Here is a 16,729-nt window from a genome sequence, read left to right on the forward strand (position 1 = left end):
TTTTTTTCGGATCACACCGCCTTCAGGCAAAACGCAGCGCCAGATTAAAGCCCTCTCCGGACGCCACGACAATCGCCTCAGCCTGCTCGTGAAACAGAATATTCCCTGCCAGCAACGCGTTTTTCACCAGGGCGAGATCCGTTGTGGCAAACCCCAGCGCCACCATCCGGGCGCTGCCATCATAATCCTCCGGCAATGGGCCGAAGCGCTGTTGCGCATAGTCAGCGGAGGCAAAGCGCACCGTGGCAGCCCCGGCGCGCAGCACGAAAGCGCCTTCCGGACAGGCGAGAACCTTTGCGGCACCAAAAAGGCGGCTGTAAACCTGCGCCGCGTGCGCCGGGTCCTGCGCGACGATGACAAACTCACTGATATTCTGCACCCCATTGGGATGGCGCTGCCAGGCGGGCTGCCACACCGTGTCCGGCGTCAGATGCTGGCAGAAAAAGGATCGGCCATTGGGGATCAGTGAGGCACGCAGCCGCACGGTCCGGAAGTGCGCTTCACTGACCGAGCCATCCGGCAGGGTCACCGGCCGCCAGAAGGCAGCAGGCGGGTCGCCATCCAGATCCTGTCTTTCCAGGTGCAGAAACTCACTCTCTGCATCGCTGCTTTTCCACACCAGTCCGCTTAGTCCCAGCGGTGGATTCCACAGGTCGGCACGCTGGCTGCCTTTGCCGGGCTCATAGCCGAGCAGCTCCAGATAATTTTCGCCAAAAATAGCCAGATGATTGCTTGAACCCAGCGAGTGGTGGCCCCGCGCGGTGAGCTGAAAGCCGAGCCGCCGGAAGCGGGCGCTGGCGTTATCCAGCTGGTCGGCCACATTAATAACCGCGTGGTCGAGAACCGGTTGCGGCACCGGAACAGCGATCGTCATACGCTTTTTTTTCGTCATTGCGCTACCACTCTCTGCAGCGCGCGCGGCACCAGCCGGGTAAAATACGCCACGGCCGGGCCTATCAGCGCCTCATCCGGATCGAAAGCGGCGTGATGCAAACCATACTCGCTGGCACTGCCGATGCTGACAAAGGCGCCCGGCACCTGTTGCAGGTAGAAAGCAAAATCTTCGCCACCCATCTGTGGCGTCTCCGCCTGTTCAGCGAGATAGCCGCTCTCGCGGGCGACATCCAGCGCCACCTCCACCCACGCCGGGGTATTGATCAGCGCAGGCGGGCCAGCCGTCCACACCAGTTCCGCGGTCGCGCCAAATCCGCCAGCAATACCCTGAATCAGCGCCCGGATGCGATGCGGGATCTGCTCGCGGATCGCGCTGTTGTGGGTGCGCACGGTTCCCTCCAGTTCGACGGTCTGGGGCAGCACATTCCAGGTATTCCCGGCGGTAAAGCGCGTGACGCTCAGCACGACGGTTTCCAGCGAGCTGAACACCCGACTCGGCAGGGTCTGCAGGGCCGTCACAATATGGCTGGCCACCACAATGGAATCGATGCCCTCCTGGGGGCGGGCAGCATGCGCGCCTTTGCCCGCAACGCGGATCACAAAGCGATCCACATTGGCATAAAACGCGCCCGGGCGGCTGCGCAGGGTGCCCAGCGGCAGGTCGGGGGCATTATGCAGGCCAAATATCGCCTTCACGCCCTCCAGCGCACCCGCTGCGATCAGCTGCTGCGCGCCATCGAAGGTCTCCTCAGCAGGCTGAAACAGAATCCGCACCCGGCCTGGCAGCGTGCTTTCCTGCTGCTTCAGCTGCAGGGCAACGCCCAGCATGACGGCGCTGTGAACGTCATGACCGCAGGCGTGCATCACACCCGGCTGACGGGATCGCCACGGGCTGTCGGTGATCTCCTCAATCGGTAACGCATCTATGTCAGCACGCAGGGCGATGAGCGCTTCACCGTGACCCATTTCTGCCACCACGCCCGTTTTCAGCCCCAGCGGCAACAGCCGTATCCCGGCCTCGGTGAGCCAGCGGCTCAGGCGTTCCGTGGTGGCAAATTCATGATTCGAGAGTTCAGGATGCTGGTGCAGTTCACGCCGCCACTGCACCAGCTGTTCGGTTAAAGGCAATGTCATGGTTATCCCTGTGTTTCCGGCAGAAAAGGCTCGCCCGGCGTCAGCGTCAGGCGGCTGGCCCAGGCAAAAAAGGTTGGGCACAAATCAGAGCGGGCAGGGAGAGCATGGCGCAGGGTGAAATAACGTCTTCATGATAAATTCCTTTGTTATTAATTGCCTCAGCAGGCGGAATCATCATCGAATGACGCAGGGCGCAGATAAAGAAACGAATTGGTCAAAGCTTATCTGAAAAAAATAAATGCGGATTGCTGTCAGCTTCTCATACCAGTCGAATCATCCGCCACTCTCTATGATAGCGGTTATAATTGTGCATATTTTGTTCGTAGCTAACAGATAACCCTATCCCAATGGAGTTTCTATGAATAATCTGCATGTTGCTATCATTGGTGCTGGCGCAACCGGCGTGGCCGCGTTTATTGCCCTTGTCCGACAGGGGGCCTGCAAACGCATTACGCTGCTGGATGCGTCGGGGCCTGCCATCGGGCAGGTTTATGCCAGTCAGCATCCGGAACTCCTCTGTAATACCTCTGTCGAATTAATGTCTCTGTTACCGCCGCACTATCACGATTTACTTCATTACCTGCATGAGCATACAAATAACGAGATTACGCTGGCAGATTTTGTTTCCCGTAAAATCATCGGAGATTATATTCAGGATCGATATACCCGTTATCTCTCTCTGGCTTATCAGCAGGGCATAAGCGTCTCCTTTATCAGGGATGCGGGGAAACAGATTATTCGTCAGCCGGGCGGTGATTATCTGATCGAAACCCGGCAGAGCGGCACCATTGCTGCGGATGCGGTAATCGTCTGCACCGGTTACACGCATCCCGCTATTCCTGAGGCCCTGGCATCCTATCAGGGCGATCCTCTGTTTTTCGCTTCACCCTATCCGGAAAAACTGATGCTGGAAAAGATCCGGCCGGATAGTCATGTCCTCATCGTGGGAACACGGCTCTCCGCGATAGATGCGGCATTAGTTCTTTGCCGACAGGGGTGCCGCGTCAGCCTGGTTTCTCCCTCCGGCGACCTGCCGGCGGTGCGCTCTGCCGTCATGCTCAGACCCATTCAGGCTTCACGACTCGCCTGGCTTACAGACAGCGCGGTAATCAGTGAACAGGTCAGGCCGGACATCAGAAAATGGGTGATCCGGCTGCTGGCTCACGCCTCGGCGATCTCGCTCAGAGAGCAGTTTGTCGCAGAGGCGGAGAGTATCCAGCGACTGCGGGAAGAGAGTGAACTGGCGCGTCAGGACAAAACGGAATGGCAGTACAGGATTGTCGGAATGATTAACGCGATCAATCAGCATTCGCACACACTCCCCGAGGCGGTTAAGCATTCCCTGAGCGCCTTTCTGCGGGCAACGGGACGCTATATCAGCGCGATGCCCTTAAAGAATGCCGAAAAATTGCTTGGTTATGTTGATAGCGGGTTATTAAGCGTTGAAAAGCTGAGGGCTGACTCTCTGCAGAAATCAGATTCGGGCTGGACCCTCAGCAACCCGCAGGGCGAAATCACACACTTTGACGCCCTTGTCTGTGCCACCGGCTACGCACCGCCCACACATTCGATGACCCATAATGGGCTGATCCTCGCGGATGCCCGTGACACTTCAGCCGCACCGCCCCGGCTGAATAACCATTTACAGCTGCACCTGGCCCACAGCGTGTCGCCTGAATCTGTCTGGCTGGCAGGCATATCAACGCATCTGTCCGTCCCGGTGGTGAATGCGCTGTTTGTTGCGGTCGAACAGGTGAACAGAATTGCACAACAAATCAAAAGATTATAAGGATTGAGTGATTGCGTTGTGATGCCGTCAGAGCAAGAGGCCTGCGTCCGGCCCCTTACCCTGACGAGACGCTACTCAGTACAGAGTGCCTGCTGGCGACACTGACTTTCGCGCAGAAACGCGCTGACCAGAACGAGCCATAGCAGACCGCAGGTCAGATTCACCAGGCTAAAGCCGCCGGTGCCAAAGCTGAAATAAGCCGTTTTCGCGGCTTCAATGCCCAGCGCAATAATCAGGATGCTCACCATGCCCAGCAGTGCCGCGACGCTGCCTTTTCCGGCGCTGCTGGAAAAGAGCGTCATACGGTAAAGTCCGGCGTTAATCAGCCCGGTGCCGAAGCCGTAGAGACTCATTCCGGCAGTGAGCCACAGATAGCTTTGCGGATTCAGCAGGGTGGCGACCACCGCAACGGTCAGTCCGCAGACTACTGGCCAGGCACCCAGCTTTACCGGCTGTTCAATCGGCAGACGGCTGGATAAACGGCCCAGCGTCAGGTTGCCCGCAATCATCGCGGCAAAGACCGGCAGCTGAAGCAGGGCATAGTCGATGCGGCTCAGTTGCGCGCCGTGGATCAGGATGACGGGTGAAAGCGCCACCCAGGCAATGCAGGGGACGCTGACCAGACCGATAGCCAGTGAACCGCGCATCACCTGACGATCCTTCAGCAACCCCGCGTAACCGCTGATAATCGATCGCAGCGACAGCGCTTTTTGACGATCGCCCGCCGTTTCAGGCATGGCATACCAGAGCCCGGCCAGCGCCAGCGCCGCAACAGCGCCAATCAGCCAGAACAGCGTGCGCCATTCTCCCACAGTCAGAAACGCCGCGCCCGCCAGCGGCCCGGCCAGCGGAGCCAGCAGGGCGACGTTGGCCATCAGCGCCATCATTTTGATGCTGAGCGACTCGGTGAACGCCTCCTGGATCGCTGCATAACCCACTGCACCGATGAAACAGAGGCTGATCCCCTGCAGGAAGCGCAGCAGAACGAACTGCTCAATGCTTTGTACCCAGTGCGTTGCGATGCAGGAGAGCATAAAAAAGGTCACGCCACCGATCAGCACCGGACGCCGTCCGATGCGGTCCGAGAGCGGGCCAAGCAGCCACTGCAGCAGGATGCCACCGGCCAGGTAAGCAGTCAGGGAAGTAGAAACCCACTCCGGCCCCACCTTAAACTCCTGAGTCACCAGCAGCATCCCGGGCTGGATCATGTCATGAGCGATATAGGTCGCAAACTCAAACAGCACCAGCGACAGGGGAAAGATCAGATGCCGCCGGGTCAGCTTTGCGACCGGAATAAAAGAGGACATTACAGATTCCTGCGATAACTCATTAAAAAAAGGCGGCCACCCAGGTGACCGCCTGACCATTACGTGACAGGGTAACGCTTAGCGCCAGCGCGCGATCGGATTGACCAGGGTACCGGCAAATTTCAGGTTTTCCGCCGGGTCGGTGAGGTTAATCATCTGCTGGTTGTTGGCCAGCTGCAGGCGGTTGAGGCAGGAGCGGGTGAACTCTGGCGCAAACATGTCATAGCGCGCAAACTTCGTCGCCATCTGCGGATGCGCCTGCTGATAATCCTTCACGCATTCCGCTACCGACTGCCAGAACTGCTCCTCAGGCAGTGTGCCTGACTGGTCGAGGATCGCGCTGATAAAGCGGAAAATGCAGTCAAAGACGTCGGTGAAGATCGACAGCAGTTTGAGATCCTCCGGCACATCCACCGCCAGTCGCTGCACACCTTCCGGCAGCACGGCATCCGGGTTCATCACCGCGATCTCCTCGCCGATATCCTTCATATAGGCGCTGACCGGTACGTTGTTCTCCAGCAGCATAATCAGGTTTTCGCCGTGCGGCATAAAGACCAGGTCATGCTGATAGAAGCAGTGCAGCAGCGGACTGAGGTAGCAGGTCAGATAGCGATCAATCCACTGCTTCGCGGGTAAACCGGAATCGGCAATCAGCGCGGGCAGCAACGCCTGCTGATGGTGATCGACGTGCAGGAACGAGGCCATGGTCATCAGACGCTGACCGGGTTGCAGGCTGGCCGCCGGATTGTCGCGCCACAGGGCGGCAAACATCTTCTTGTAAGCGGAGTCGCCTTTAATCGCCTGCTCGTAATAGCGGTTGTGATAGCCGACCGAAGCAACTTCGCGCAGGATGCGGAAATCGCACTTCTTCAGCCAGGCATCGCCTGTCACCAGCTGCTCCAGCCAGCCGTTGATGGCCGGTGTGGTCGCCATGTAGTAGGGCGACAGACCGCGCATAAAGCCCATGTTCAGTACCGAAAGCGCGGTTTTCACGTAGCGCTTTTCCGGCTGACTGCGGTTAAAGAAGGTGCGGATGGACTGCTGCGCCTGATAGGCGTCGTCGCCCGTGCCGAGCCAGACAATATCGTGATTCGCGATGTCCGCGGCGAAAACCGTCAGCAGTTTGTTCTGCCACTGCCACGGGTGCACCGGCATCAGGATATACTCCTCAACCGCCAGCCCTTTTTGCTCCAGCTGCGCATTAAACTGCTCAACGGTGTTCTGGCCCAGCTCATCACGCAGCAGCTGCTCGTAACTCAGCTCGCTCAGGCTGGCGAAATGTGCATTGCGGCGGTGGACCGCGACCCAGATAAGGTGAACCGGCGCGGCGGCTTCGGGTGCATAGGCCAGGTAGTCCTGCGCATCAAAGCCGATGCGGCCGTTGTTCGCGACAAAGCAGGGATGACCTTCGGTCATGGCCGCTTCAACGGTCTGGAAATCCGCGGAGACCAGCGCCTGACTGTCCGGATTGTGCTTCTGCAGCTTATAGACAGCGCTGCAGAGGGTGCTGCTGATCTCTTCCATGTAGGTAGCCAGCAGCGCCTGGGGAATGCCGATCTCCCCGTTGAACTCCACGATAAACTTCAGCGCATCCAGCGGCAGATCATGGCCATTCTCCTGCTTACGCAGTGAACCCGCGTCAATCTCCCAGTGATCCAGCGCCAGCCGCGCCGCGCGGAAATGGTAGCTCGCCTCGCCACCTGGCACCGCCAGCTGATAACTGCCGTTGCCGGATTCCTGCGGCGCGATGATTTTTTCATGCGCAAACTCGGCAATCGCTTTGCGGATCAGCATGCGGTTTGCCTGCGCCCAGTGGTCGCCCGTCAGATGCGTGCCGTTCATCAGTGAAGAGGGGGTGGTCATAGTCTGCGACTCCTGCAGTAACGCGTGTTGATAATCTTCCCGCTGGCAGAAGGCCAGCCAGGCGGTTTTATGGCCCAGGTCGAGGGTATGCTGATAGCGGAAACCGGCACGCCTGTTCAGAACGTGGATCTTCTCGTTGCGCACGTCCGGCTCGACCACCACGCGGTTCACTTCGGGACGGCTGAACATATAGTCCATCACCAGCGAAAAGACCTGCCAGCTGAACGCGCGGATCGGCTTGCTGGCCGGGGCAATCAGGATGTGCATGCCGTAGTCATCGGGCGCAGCCGGGTAAAATTTTCCAATCTCATCATCACAGGCGCGATAGCACTCAATCAGACAGATCGGCTGATCGTTGCAGCAGCCAATCAGTGCCGCTTTGGGATCCTGTGCCGTCAGTGTCTGATAGAACGCCGCAACCTGCTCCAGGCTCTGCTGCTGCATGCCCCAGAAGCGCGCATAGTCGCGGGTGACCCAGCTGTGGATGAGCGGCGCATCGCTGGCCTGCATCGGCCGGAGGGTGAACAGACCCGCGGGACGGCGGGCGCTGAACAGGACAGATGAACTCATTTCAGCGCTCCGTTTTAGCCGGGAAGGTCTGGAAGGCGATCTGACGCTCGATCGGGTAAACCTCGCGTCCGGTCAGTTCGCGCAGCAGCACCGAATTGCGGTAGCAGGCCATCCCCAGATCCGGGGTGACAAAGCCGTGGGTGTGTAGCTCGGCGTTTTGGACAAAGACCTGATTGTGATGGTCAATGCTGTAGTTGCGCTGCACGTCGTAGCGGCCTTTCTCATCCCAGCGCAGACGCGTGGTGATCCCCTCCAGAAACATCGGTGGCCGATAGTGATAGCCGGTTGCCATCACCAGCCCTTCGGTACGGCGGGTAAAGGTACAGTCCTGCTCCTCCTGATGCAGCGTCAGCTCAAATTCCCCCTCCGGCAGCCAGCGCATCGCGGTCAGGGCCGAGTGGGTGAAGAGATTGACGTTCAGATCGCCATCGAGCTGTTTAACGTACATCAGATCGTAAATGTCATTAATCAGGCTGCTGTTGATCCCCTTGTAGAGGTTCTTATGACGGGCATTGAGTTCGTCGCGGGTGCTGGCAGGCAGGGCGTGGAAGTAGTCCACCCACTCCGGCGAGGTCATCTCCAGCGTCAGCTTGGTGTACTCCAGCGGGTAAAAGCGCGGCGCACGGGTGATCCAGTTGAGCTGATAACCAAAGCGATCGATATCGGTCAGCAGGTCATAGTAGATTTCCGCTGCACTCTGACCGCTGCCCAGCACGGTTATCGACCGCTTCTGCTGCAACGCGGCTTTGTTCGCCAGATAGTGACTGGAGTGGGTCAGGCGCTGACGATGCGGCTGACTGCATTCCGGCATCCAGGCCACCGGGCCGGTGCCGAGAATCAGATGACGCGCCTGATAACGCTGTTTCTCGCCGCTGCGGGTCTCCCTGACCTCCAGCTGATAGAGGCCGGAGGCCTCATCGTAGCTGACATACTCGACGTGGCTGTTCCAGCGCAGATTCGACAGCTTTGAGCTGGCCCACTGGCAATACTGGTTGTACTCCTTGCGCATCAGGAAGAAGTCTTCCCGGATGTAGAACGAGTAGAGTTTCCCCTTCTCCTTCATGTAATTAAGCAGGCTGTACGGGCTGGTCGGATCGGCCAGCGTCACCAGGTCAGCCATAAACGGGGTCTGCAGATGGGCGCTTTCCAGCATCATGCCGGTGTGCCAGTCAAATCCCGGATTCTCATCCAGGAAAAGACCGTTCAGACCCTCAACCGGCTCACTCAGGCAGGCGAGACTCAGGTTGAAAGGGCCGATGCCGATGCCAATAAAATCGTAAACAGGACTCTTCATTTCACATCTCTCCCTGGTTCGCCGCGCGCAGCGCAGACGCCCGGACCTGCTCGCGGCCATAGTGCGCAATCAGGCTCAGCACATCTTCGAGGTCGGCAGGGGTCGTAGTCGGATTTAGCAGGGTAAATTTCAGATACTGGCGGCCGTCAACTTTGGTGCCGGCAATCACGGCATTTCCGGAGCGGAACAGCGCTTTGCGGATCGCCGCGTTGATTTCGTCGATCTGCGCATCACTGGCGTGTTTGCCCGGCACGTAGCGGAAAATCTGGGTGGTCAGCTCCGGGGCGTGCAGCACTTCGATAGACGGGTGATCGCTCAGCAGCTGATGCGCCGTCTGCGTCAGCGCGATCAGGGTATCAAAGGCCTCACCCAGCGCCGCCGGCCCCATGACGCGCAGCGTCAGCCACATTTTCAGGGCATCAAAACGGCGGGTGGTCTGAATGCTCTTGTTGACCAGATTTGGCGTCCCTTCCTGCTGGGCGCTGAGCGGATTCAGGTAGTCGGCATGGTGGGTGACATGCTTCAGGTTCTGACTATCCCGGACGAAGAAGGCCCCGCAGCTGACGGTCTGGAAGAAAGATTTGTGATAATCGACGGTGACGGAATCCGCCAGTTCAATGCCGTTCAGACGTGAGCGATGCTGCTTAGAGACCAGCAGCCCGCAGCCATAGGCGGCGTCAACGTGCATCCATAAACCGTAATCGTCACAGAGACGGGCGATTTCCGGCAGCGGATCGATGCTGCCAAAATCGGTGGTGCCGCTGGTGGCGACAACCGCAATCGGGATCAGCCCTTCGCTGCGGCATCGCTCAATCTCCTGCGCCAGCAAGGCCGGGTCCATGCGGAACTGTTCGTCGTGATCGATAGCGATCACCGCATCGTAACCCAGCCCCAGAATCGCCATCGATTTCTGGATGCTGAAGTGGCTGAGCTTCGACGTAAAGACGCGCCACTTCGGAGCGGTCTCTGGCAGGCCGCGCTGCTTGATCAGGTGACCGGGATGATGCGCCGCGCACCAGCTGTCACGCGCCAGCAGCATCGCCATCAGATTCGACTGGGTGCCGCCACTGGTGAAGATCCCGTCTGATCCGGCGGGCAGGCCGATGCGGCCCAGCGTCCAGTCGATCACCTTCTGCTCAATGAGGGTGCCGCCTGCGCTCTGATCCCAGGTATCCACCGAGCTGTTCACCGCCGCCATGATCTGTTCAGCCATCAGCGAAGGCAGTACAACAGGGCAGTTGAGGTGTGCCAGATATTTCGGGTGATGGAACCAGACGGCGTCACGCAGATAGAGCTGACTCAGCTCCGCCAGAGCGTCATCGTTGTTACCCAGAGGACGGTCAAGATCGACATCGCTGAATTCCGCCGCCAGTTCATGAGGCAGGATGCCGCTGAACGGCTTCTCAACACCGGTGACGGTGCGGGTCATCAGCGCCAGCACCTCCTGCGTCTGCTGCGACCAGGCAGCCAGTTGCCGATCGTTGAAAATCGCCGTTTCGGCCGTGCAGGCAGTGGAGGCCGGTTCGAAGTCCTGTGCCGATTGAATAGATGAGCGTAAAAGCATGTTCAGTTCCTGTGCGTTAAAACCATAACCCTGCCGACCTGAATCAGCAGCGTGGGATATCCGCTCAAAACTCCAGTAAACATAAAAATGACTAACCAGATAAAAGCCCTGACAATCCTGGGGACCAGGGTTTTCATCCTGAAACAGGTAAATACCGCATATTTTTTGTGGATTAGGCCGCGTTTATCGCGTTGTTATATGCGGATGAGAGTGTAAATGTTAATCATTATCATTCAAATGTTTTGTTGTTAAATTTTATTTATTAGCGCATCTAATGTTGAAAGTGTGACTCAGATCACTTTTCTGAATCGGAATAGTCCTTTTTTTGCGGCTTTCAGGGCCAGTAGAAGGCAGTGAAACAGTCAAAATAGCGGCTGCAGGCGGAGCAGAAGAGAACGGAGAGGGGATGATAAAGGGGCGTTTAACGGGTCTGAGAAGGGCGGCACTCACCTGAAAAGGAACAACCAGAAAGTCACGCCTGCCCTTTCTGGTTGGGATCAAAAATGGAAACTAACCTGCATCGGTTTCGGCAGGCATTTTCTTTCTGGCGGTGAAGTTATAGAGCACTAACAGAGCGAAAATACCGGTAACGATCAGGGTAATGGTGCCCTTATCCATAAAGTGAGCCATGTTGCCCAGCAGAATGCCTGTGACGCCGAAGTCGGTGTCCGAGAAGGTGGTGTTGGTCAGCCCAATCTGTCCAAGCACGGGCAGCAGCGCCACCGGCAGGAAGGTAATTAACAGCCCATGTGCAAAGGCACCGCAAATCGCCCCGCGTTTGCCGCCGGTCGCATTACCAAACACCCCCGCGGTGGCACCGCAGAAGAAATGAGGAACCACACCTGGCAGAATCAAAACCCAGTGCAGCTGGCCGAGGACAAACAGCCCCACCAGACCCCCGGCAAAGCTGGAGATGAAGCCAACCAGAACCGCGTTCGGGGCATAGGGGAAGACAATCGGGCAATCCAGCGCCGGGCGGGCTTCCGGCACCAGTTTTTCTGAAAAGCCGGTAAAGGCCGGGACAATTTCAGCCAGGATTAAGCGAACCCCCTGCAGAATGATGAAGACGCCTGCGGCAAAGGTAATGGCCTGAATAAACGAGTAAACGAGGTAGTTCTGACTATTGCTGAAGGTGGATTCCACATAGGCTTTACCGGCCGAGATCGACAGGATTAAGTAGATAATCATCATCGTCAGTGAGATGGAGATGGTACTGTCGCGCAAAAAACTCAGGTTTTTTGGCATGTTCATCTCTTCGGTCGAGCGCGAGCCTTTGCCCACCAGAGAGCCGATCCAGCCCGACAGGACATAACCGATGGTGCCGGTGTGCGCCAGCGCCACCTGGTCACCGCCAATGATCTTCCGCATATAGGGCTGAGCGATGGCCGGAAACGTGGCCATCAGCATCCCCAGTGCCAGCGAACCGGTATAGATGAGCTGAATGCCTTCAAAACCCGCGACCGATAATATGATCGCGATCATGCAGGCCATATAAAAGGTCACATGCCCTGACAGGTAAATATATTTAAGCCGGGTGAACCTGGCGACGAGGATATTGGCGACCATACCAAAGGCCATAATCATCGTGGTCGGCGCACCATATTTTGCCAGTGCGATAGAGACCATCGCCTCATTATTCGGGATAATGCCCTGAACATTGAACGCATGTTTAAAAATATCGCCAAGCGGCGTCAGGGAACCGACCAGAACGGTCGCGCCACCGGCCAGCACCAGGAAGCCCAGAATCGTTTTTACCGTGCCCTTAATCACATCCGGGAAGGGTTTCTTCTGCGCAACCAGGCCGAAAAATGCCACCAGTCCGACTAATATAGAGGGCACTTTCAGCACGTCGACGACGAACTGCAAAAGATTTTGAGTAAACATATTAACCTCGAGGGTAAGTGTTTATCGGGTTATAACTGTCCGTTTTTCTCAAAATAGTCTCGTATTTTTTGCTCAATCTCTTTCAGGTCAATAATGTTATTGATGATGATGATTTTCTCTTCCGGAAGATTGGCGCTGTAGGCAATATCTTTTGCCATCACAAAAATATCCGCCACGTCGGGCGTTACCGAGCCGAGATCGGAATGTTCAACCTCAGCCTCCACCCCTAATGTCTTCAGCACTTTTTTGATGTTCATTTCCATCATGAAACTGCTGCCCAGACCTGAACCACACACTGCCATCATCTTCATATCCGACCTCATTCTCTGGTGATCAAAATTAACGTGTTAACGGGTACATCAGACGCCTGACAAAATTGCCAGCAGCGCTTCATGGCTGTCTGCATTAAAAACCTGCGCCATAATGTTCTCATCGGAGAGGACTTCCGCCAGCTGGGAAATCATTTCGATATGGCTGTTACTGTCCGGTGCGGCAAACATAAAAAGGACTTTCACCGGATCGTTCTCTTCAGAATCAAATTTCACCGCCGTTCCCAGCAGCAGCACCGACAGCCCCAGTCCGAGCGCGCCCTGTTCCGGACGAGCGTGAGGCATGGCAATCTGCGGAGCGATAACAAAAAAGGGGCCGATCGCCTTCTTTTGCTGGATGATGGCATCAATGTAAGCCTGTGAGATCACGCCTTCGCTGAGCAGAGGACGCCCTGCCAGCACAATCGCTTCCTGCCAGTCAGCCACGCGCTCCACGTACTGAATTCGCTCGCTTTTCAACCAATCCGCCAGATGTGACATCGCTGTAATCCTGTCTCTCGTTGCGCGTTCAAAGTTAACGCCACGCAGATGCCGTTTGCGCGTCGCCGCGCTCTTCGGCATGGCTGCGTTCGTTAACTCTCCGTGAACCTGTACAGACACTTTCCAGAGATTCGCCCTGATGACTTCCCGCTGTGAGGGGGCCAGCCGGTGGATAAGTGACCCGGCAACACATCTGTACAGGTTAAAGATGTCTAGTCATCCTGATGATGTCCTTCGACGTGTAGGGACACAACCGCTAAAATTAAAATATGGCTACACAGGCTTAACATCTGTGCCAATTTGATAGGTTGGTCACATATTCACCTGACCGGAGTAGTACTTCTCCGGCAATGTCAGGCAGAAAGGGAGTGGCACGGATACAGGGAGTCTCTCCTTCACGCAAATGGGAAGAACGTCGATGGCTGATGGCATGACTGAAAAGCAGAAAGAGGTGGTCGATTATATCCTCACGCGGATTAAAGATGACGGCCTTCAACCCGGCGAAAAGCTGGATACGGAAATAGCTATCGCAAAGTGCCTCGGTATTACCCGCACAACGGTGCGTGAAGCGACCCGAATTCTGGTGGAGCAGCAGCGTATTTATCGGGTGAAGGGATCGGGGATATTTGTGGGTGCGACGGAGATCAGTAGCCAGGCTCACCGATATCACGTGCTTTCCCCGTTTGATTATCAGGCCCAGAGAAACGGACACAAAGGCGTCCGTAAAATTATCTCTGCCAGCATTATCCGGGTGCCATCGGCAGAGATGGCGCAGGCGCTGCGCATTAAAACCAGCGATCCGATCTACAAAATATTACGACTGATGTGCTTCGATGAGACGCCGGTGGCGCTGGAACATATCCATCTGCCGGTGAATATGTTTAACAGCATGGAGTTCAGCAAGCTGGAAGTGTCGAAATATGCCTATATTGAGGAAGTGACCGGAAAAAAAGTGCAGCTGCGCGACCAGCATTTAACGGCCATTAACCTGACGCAGGCTGAGACGCTGGCATTACTGAAATTAGGGGCAGGGGATGCGGTTATCCAGATTAATGAGACGGTTTTTCTCGATGATGGCGTTCCGTGCGAGGTTAATGTGGCGATTATCAACACCCGCTTTTTTCCACTGAAGCAGAACTCTCAGCGCCCCTGAATAAAGCGGGCAATTCAGCGCTTCACATAAGACGATTTTGTGCAATCCTTTGCCACTCTGCACGTTATATTCATTCTGAACCCGCCCTGATAAGGCGATAGCAGGCCCGATCTCTGGGCTTTCGTCGCTTATTTGTCTTTTATTTCGCCGCGCCCCGCCAATATGACGAATTCAATAAAGCATAAAACAATATGATGTTTTACCAATAATCGCCTGCGCAGCACACTGGTCAGCAACCGGAATCAATAAGGACCAGGTGAATGGCATATCAATTAAGTCTTTTAGACAAAGCGCCCATCCTGCAGGGCGAGACGCCCACGGCGGCGCTTCAGCGCACGCTGCAACTGGCGCAGCGGGCAGAGGCGTGGGGCTATCACCGCTTCTGGCTGGCGGAACATCACAACACTGCACAGCTTGCCAGCCCTTCACCGGAGCTTCTGATCGCCTGGATCATTGCGCAGACCCGCCATATCCGGGTCGGATCGGGCGGTGTGATGTTGCAGCACTACAGCCCCTATAAAGTGGCCGAAAACTTCAACCTGCTCGCCTCGCTGGCGCCGGGGCGCATCGATCTCGGCGTCGGGAAAGCGCCAGGCGGATTACCGCTCTCCACCCAGGCACTGCAGCGGGGTGTTGATACCGCCAGCAAAGGCAGCTTTGCCGAACAGCTTCAGCTGCTGGATAGCTGGCTGAAACCGGATCAGCCGAAACCGGATGGAGAGGGGCTGGCGGCGACACCGCTGCCTGCACGTCCGGCTAACCGTTTTCTGCTGGGGGCCAGCGAAGAGAGTGCACGGCTGGCTGCCTCGCTGGGCTGGCAGTTTGTCTTTGCGGCGCATCTGAATGGTGACCGCGCGTTGCTTGAGCATGCGCTGAGTACCTATACCCGCCTGAGTCACGGTCAGCGCGCGCTGGTTGCGGTTCAGGTGGTGGTGGCTGACTCGCCCGCTGAAGCTGACCTGCTGGTTGCCTCTCTGCGCCACTATCATGTGGCGGTGAAAGGGGGCCCGGGTGTCAACGTCGCCAGCCTGGAGCAGGCGGAGCGCTTCGTGCGTCAGGGGGGCTATCGCGACTATCAGATTGAACCTCGCACCCCGTCACTGCTGAAAGGCACGGCGGCGCAGGTGCATGCTCAGCTGGACGCCCTGCATCATCACTTTGCTATCGACGAGTTCGTCATCGATACACCCGTCACCGATCCGGTTGCCCGCCAGCGCTCGCTGGAACTGCTGGCCACCCACCATCTGATTGCGGCCTGATCCCCAGCCAGCGGAGAGTCATCATGTACCCTGAATCACAACTGATTGAATGGCGACGCGAACTGCACACCTGGCCGGAGCTGTCCGGTCAGGAGTTTGCGACGACCGCACGGCTGCGCGGCTGGCTGCAGGCCGCAGGCATCCGGCTGCGCGATTACCCGCTGGAAACCGGCGTGGTTGCTGAAATCGGCCAGGGTGAAACGGTGATTGCTCTGCGCGCCGACATCGACGCGCTGCCGATCCATGAGGCGAGCGGGGTGCGTTTTCACTCCCGTCATCCCGGCGTGATGCACACCTGCGGTCACGACCTGCACAGCGCGGTGATGCTGGGCGCGGCCCTGCAGCTTCAGGCTCAGGCCGACACCCTGCCCGGACGGGTGCGTATCCTGTTTCAGCCCGCCGAGGAGATTGCGCGTGGTGCCCGGCAGTTCATCGGGGCGGGCGTGCTGGATGAGGTGCAGGCTATCTTCGGGATGCACAACGAACCTTCGCTGCCGCTTGGTACGTTTGCCACCCGCAGCGGCGCGTTCTACGCCAATGCCGACAAATTCATCATCCGCGTGACCGGCAAAGGCGCGCATGCCGCCTACCCGGAGCAGGGCGTCGACAGCATCGTGACGGCCAGCCAGATTATTCAGGCACTGCAGGGGCTCACCAGCCGTAGTTTCAACGCCTTCGACAGCCTGGTGCTCAGCATCACCCGCATCGACGGCGGCAAAAGCTGGAATGTGTTGCCGGGCGGGGTGGAGTTTGGCGGCACGGCGCGTACGCACGATCTGCAGGTGCGCGCCGACCTGGAGCAGCGGGTGCGTACCCTGGTTGAGCAGTTTGCCGCGGCCAATGGCGCGCAGGCGACCCTGACCTGGCAGCCTGGCCCGCCGGTGCTGATCAACGATCCCCACTGGGCAGAATTCTGCAGCGATGTGGCCCGCCAGGCGGGTTATCGGGTGCAGACCGCCGAACTGCATCTGCTGGGTGAAGACTTTGCTTTTTATCTGCAGCAGGTGCCCGGCGCCTTTGTCAGCATCGGCAGCGCCAGCGAGTTTGGCCTGCATCACGCCAGCTTTACCCCCGACGAGGCGCTGATTGCGCCCGCCGCTGACTACTTCGCTCAACTGGCCCGCCAGGCGCTGCAACATCTCAGTGCGCGATGTCCGGCATCCCTTCCACTCTGAATGGCATTTATCTGCTGCCGTAACCGCACGACGG

13 protein-coding genes are annotated in these 16,729 nt (G+C 57.5%); 4 read left to right on the forward strand and 9 right to left on the reverse strand.

Features of this window, described 5'->3' with window-relative positions:
- Window positions 1–22: 22 nt before the first annotated feature.
- Complete coding sequence (locus HFD97_RS07110) at window positions 23–868, reverse strand: VOC family protein (RefSeq protein ID WP_167431865.1); 846 nt, start codon at window positions 866–868, stop codon at window positions 23–25.
- Window positions 869–888: 20 nt separating this feature from the next.
- Window positions 889–2,028, reverse strand: coding sequence for an amidohydrolase (locus tag HFD97_RS07115; RefSeq protein ID WP_167431645.1), 1,140 nt, complete (start codon window positions 2,026–2,028; stop codon window positions 889–891).
- 358 nt (window positions 2,029–2,386) lie between these two features.
- Between HFD97_RS07115 and HFD97_RS07120 the strand changes: the two genes are divergently transcribed.
- On the forward strand, window positions 2,387–3,817 hold the full coding sequence (locus HFD97_RS07120) for an FAD/NAD(P)-binding protein (protein WP_167431646.1): 1,431 nt from the start codon (window positions 2,387–2,389) through the stop codon (window positions 3,815–3,817).
- A 71-nt stretch (window positions 3,818–3,888) separates the two neighbouring features.
- Here the strand turns inward: HFD97_RS07120 and HFD97_RS07125 are convergent, their stop codons facing one another.
- From HFD97_RS07125 to HFD97_RS07155, 7 genes are all read right to left on the reverse strand, one after another.
- Entirely contained in the window at window positions 3,889–5,124 is a 1,236-nt protein-coding gene (locus HFD97_RS07125; RefSeq protein WP_154928803.1) for an MFS transporter, read from the reverse strand.
- A 78-nt stretch (window positions 5,125–5,202) separates the two neighbouring features.
- Window positions 5,203–7,557, reverse strand: a complete 2,355-nt coding sequence (locus tag HFD97_RS07130; RefSeq protein WP_167431647.1) for a GNAT family N-acetyltransferase — start codon at window positions 7,555–7,557, stop codon at window positions 5,203–5,205.
- A gap of 1 nt (window position 7,558) precedes the next feature.
- A complete protein-coding gene (locus HFD97_RS07135) occupies window positions 7,559–8,851 on the reverse strand; it encodes a lysine N(6)-hydroxylase/L-ornithine N(5)-oxygenase family protein (protein WP_009092930.1) in 1,293 nt (430 codons plus the stop codon).
- 1 nt (window position 8,852) lies between these two features.
- The gene (locus HFD97_RS07140; protein ID WP_167431648.1) at window positions 8,853–10,415 is read right to left on the reverse strand and encodes an aspartate aminotransferase family protein; all 1,563 of its coding nucleotides are present in this window, start codon (window positions 10,413–10,415) and stop codon (window positions 8,853–8,855) included.
- 510 nt (window positions 10,416–10,925) lie between these two features.
- On the reverse strand, window positions 10,926–12,299 hold the full coding sequence (locus HFD97_RS07145; RefSeq protein ID WP_167431649.1) for a PTS ascorbate transporter subunit IIC: 1,374 nt from the start codon (window positions 12,297–12,299) through the stop codon (window positions 10,926–10,928).
- Window positions 12,300–12,328: 29 nt separating this feature from the next.
- Entirely contained in the window at window positions 12,329–12,610 is a 282-nt protein-coding gene (locus HFD97_RS07150; RefSeq protein ID WP_009092933.1) for a PTS sugar transporter subunit IIB, read from the reverse strand.
- 48 nt (window positions 12,611–12,658) lie between these two features.
- Complete coding sequence (locus HFD97_RS07155) at window positions 12,659–13,108, reverse strand: PTS sugar transporter subunit IIA (RefSeq protein WP_150029081.1); 450 nt, start codon at window positions 13,106–13,108, stop codon at window positions 12,659–12,661.
- A gap of 418 nt (window positions 13,109–13,526) precedes the next feature.
- Here HFD97_RS07155 and HFD97_RS07160 point away from each other — a divergent pair, with 418 nt between their 5' ends.
- The 3 genes from HFD97_RS07160 to HFD97_RS07170 all read left to right on the forward strand — a co-directional run bounded on the left by HFD97_RS07160 (window position 13,527) and on the right by HFD97_RS07170 (window position 16,695).
- The gene (locus HFD97_RS07160) at window positions 13,527–14,261 is read left to right on the forward strand and encodes a GntR family transcriptional regulator (protein WP_009092935.1); all 735 of its coding nucleotides are present in this window, start codon (window positions 13,527–13,529) and stop codon (window positions 14,259–14,261) included.
- A gap of 260 nt (window positions 14,262–14,521) precedes the next feature.
- Entirely contained in the window at window positions 14,522–15,520 is a 999-nt protein-coding gene (locus HFD97_RS07165; RefSeq protein WP_167431650.1) for an MsnO8 family LLM class oxidoreductase, read from the forward strand.
- Window positions 15,521–15,543: 23 nt separating this feature from the next.
- Window positions 15,544–16,695 (forward strand): amidohydrolase, encoded by a 1,152-nt coding sequence (locus HFD97_RS07170; protein WP_167431651.1) that lies wholly within the window; start codon window positions 15,544–15,546, stop codon window positions 16,693–16,695.
- Window positions 16,696–16,729: the final 34 nt, after the last annotated feature.

The sequence above is a fragment of the Pantoea sp. EKM103V genome, from assembly GCF_011800365.1.
In the GTDB taxonomy this organism is placed as follows: domain Bacteria; phylum Pseudomonadota; class Gammaproteobacteria; order Enterobacterales; family Enterobacteriaceae; genus Pantoea; species Pantoea anthophila.

Coding starts and splice junctions, on each gene's coding strand:
- HFD97_RS07115 (WP_167431645.1), bottom strand. CDS start 2,028: ATGACATTGCCTTTAACCGAACAGCTGGTGCAGTGGCGGCGTGAACTG.
- HFD97_RS07120 (WP_167431646.1), top strand. CDS start 2,387: ATGAATAATCTGCATGTTGCTATCATTGGTGCTGGCGCAACCGGCGTG.
- HFD97_RS07125 (WP_154928803.1), bottom strand. CDS start 5,124: ATGTCCTCTTTTATTCCGGTCGCAAAGCTGACCCGGCGGCATCTGATC.
- HFD97_RS07130 (WP_167431647.1), bottom strand. CDS start 7,557: ATGAGTTCATCTGTCCTGTTCAGCGCCCGCCGTCCCGCGGGTCTGTTC.
- HFD97_RS07135 (WP_009092930.1), bottom strand. CDS start 8,851: ATGAAGAGTCCTGTTTACGATTTTATTGGCATCGGCATCGGCCCTTTC.
- HFD97_RS07140 (WP_167431648.1), bottom strand. CDS start 10,415: ATGCTTTTACGCTCATCTATTCAATCGGCACAGGACTTCGAACCGGCC.
- HFD97_RS07145 (WP_167431649.1), bottom strand. CDS start 12,299: ATGTTTACTCAAAATCTTTTGCAGTTCGTCGTCGACGTGCTGAAAGTG.
- HFD97_RS07150 (WP_009092933.1), bottom strand. CDS start 12,610: ATGAAGATGATGGCAGTGTGTGGTTCAGGTCTGGGCAGCAGTTTCATG.
- HFD97_RS07155 (WP_150029081.1), bottom strand. CDS start 13,108: ATGTCACATCTGGCGGATTGGTTGAAAAGCGAGCGAATTCAGTACGTG.
- HFD97_RS07160 (WP_009092935.1), top strand. CDS start 13,527: ATGGCTGATGGCATGACTGAAAAGCAGAAAGAGGTGGTCGATTATATC.
- HFD97_RS07165 (WP_167431650.1), top strand. CDS start 14,522: ATGGCATATCAATTAAGTCTTTTAGACAAAGCGCCCATCCTGCAGGGC.
- HFD97_RS07170 (WP_167431651.1), top strand. CDS start 15,544: ATGTACCCTGAATCACAACTGATTGAATGGCGACGCGAACTGCACACC.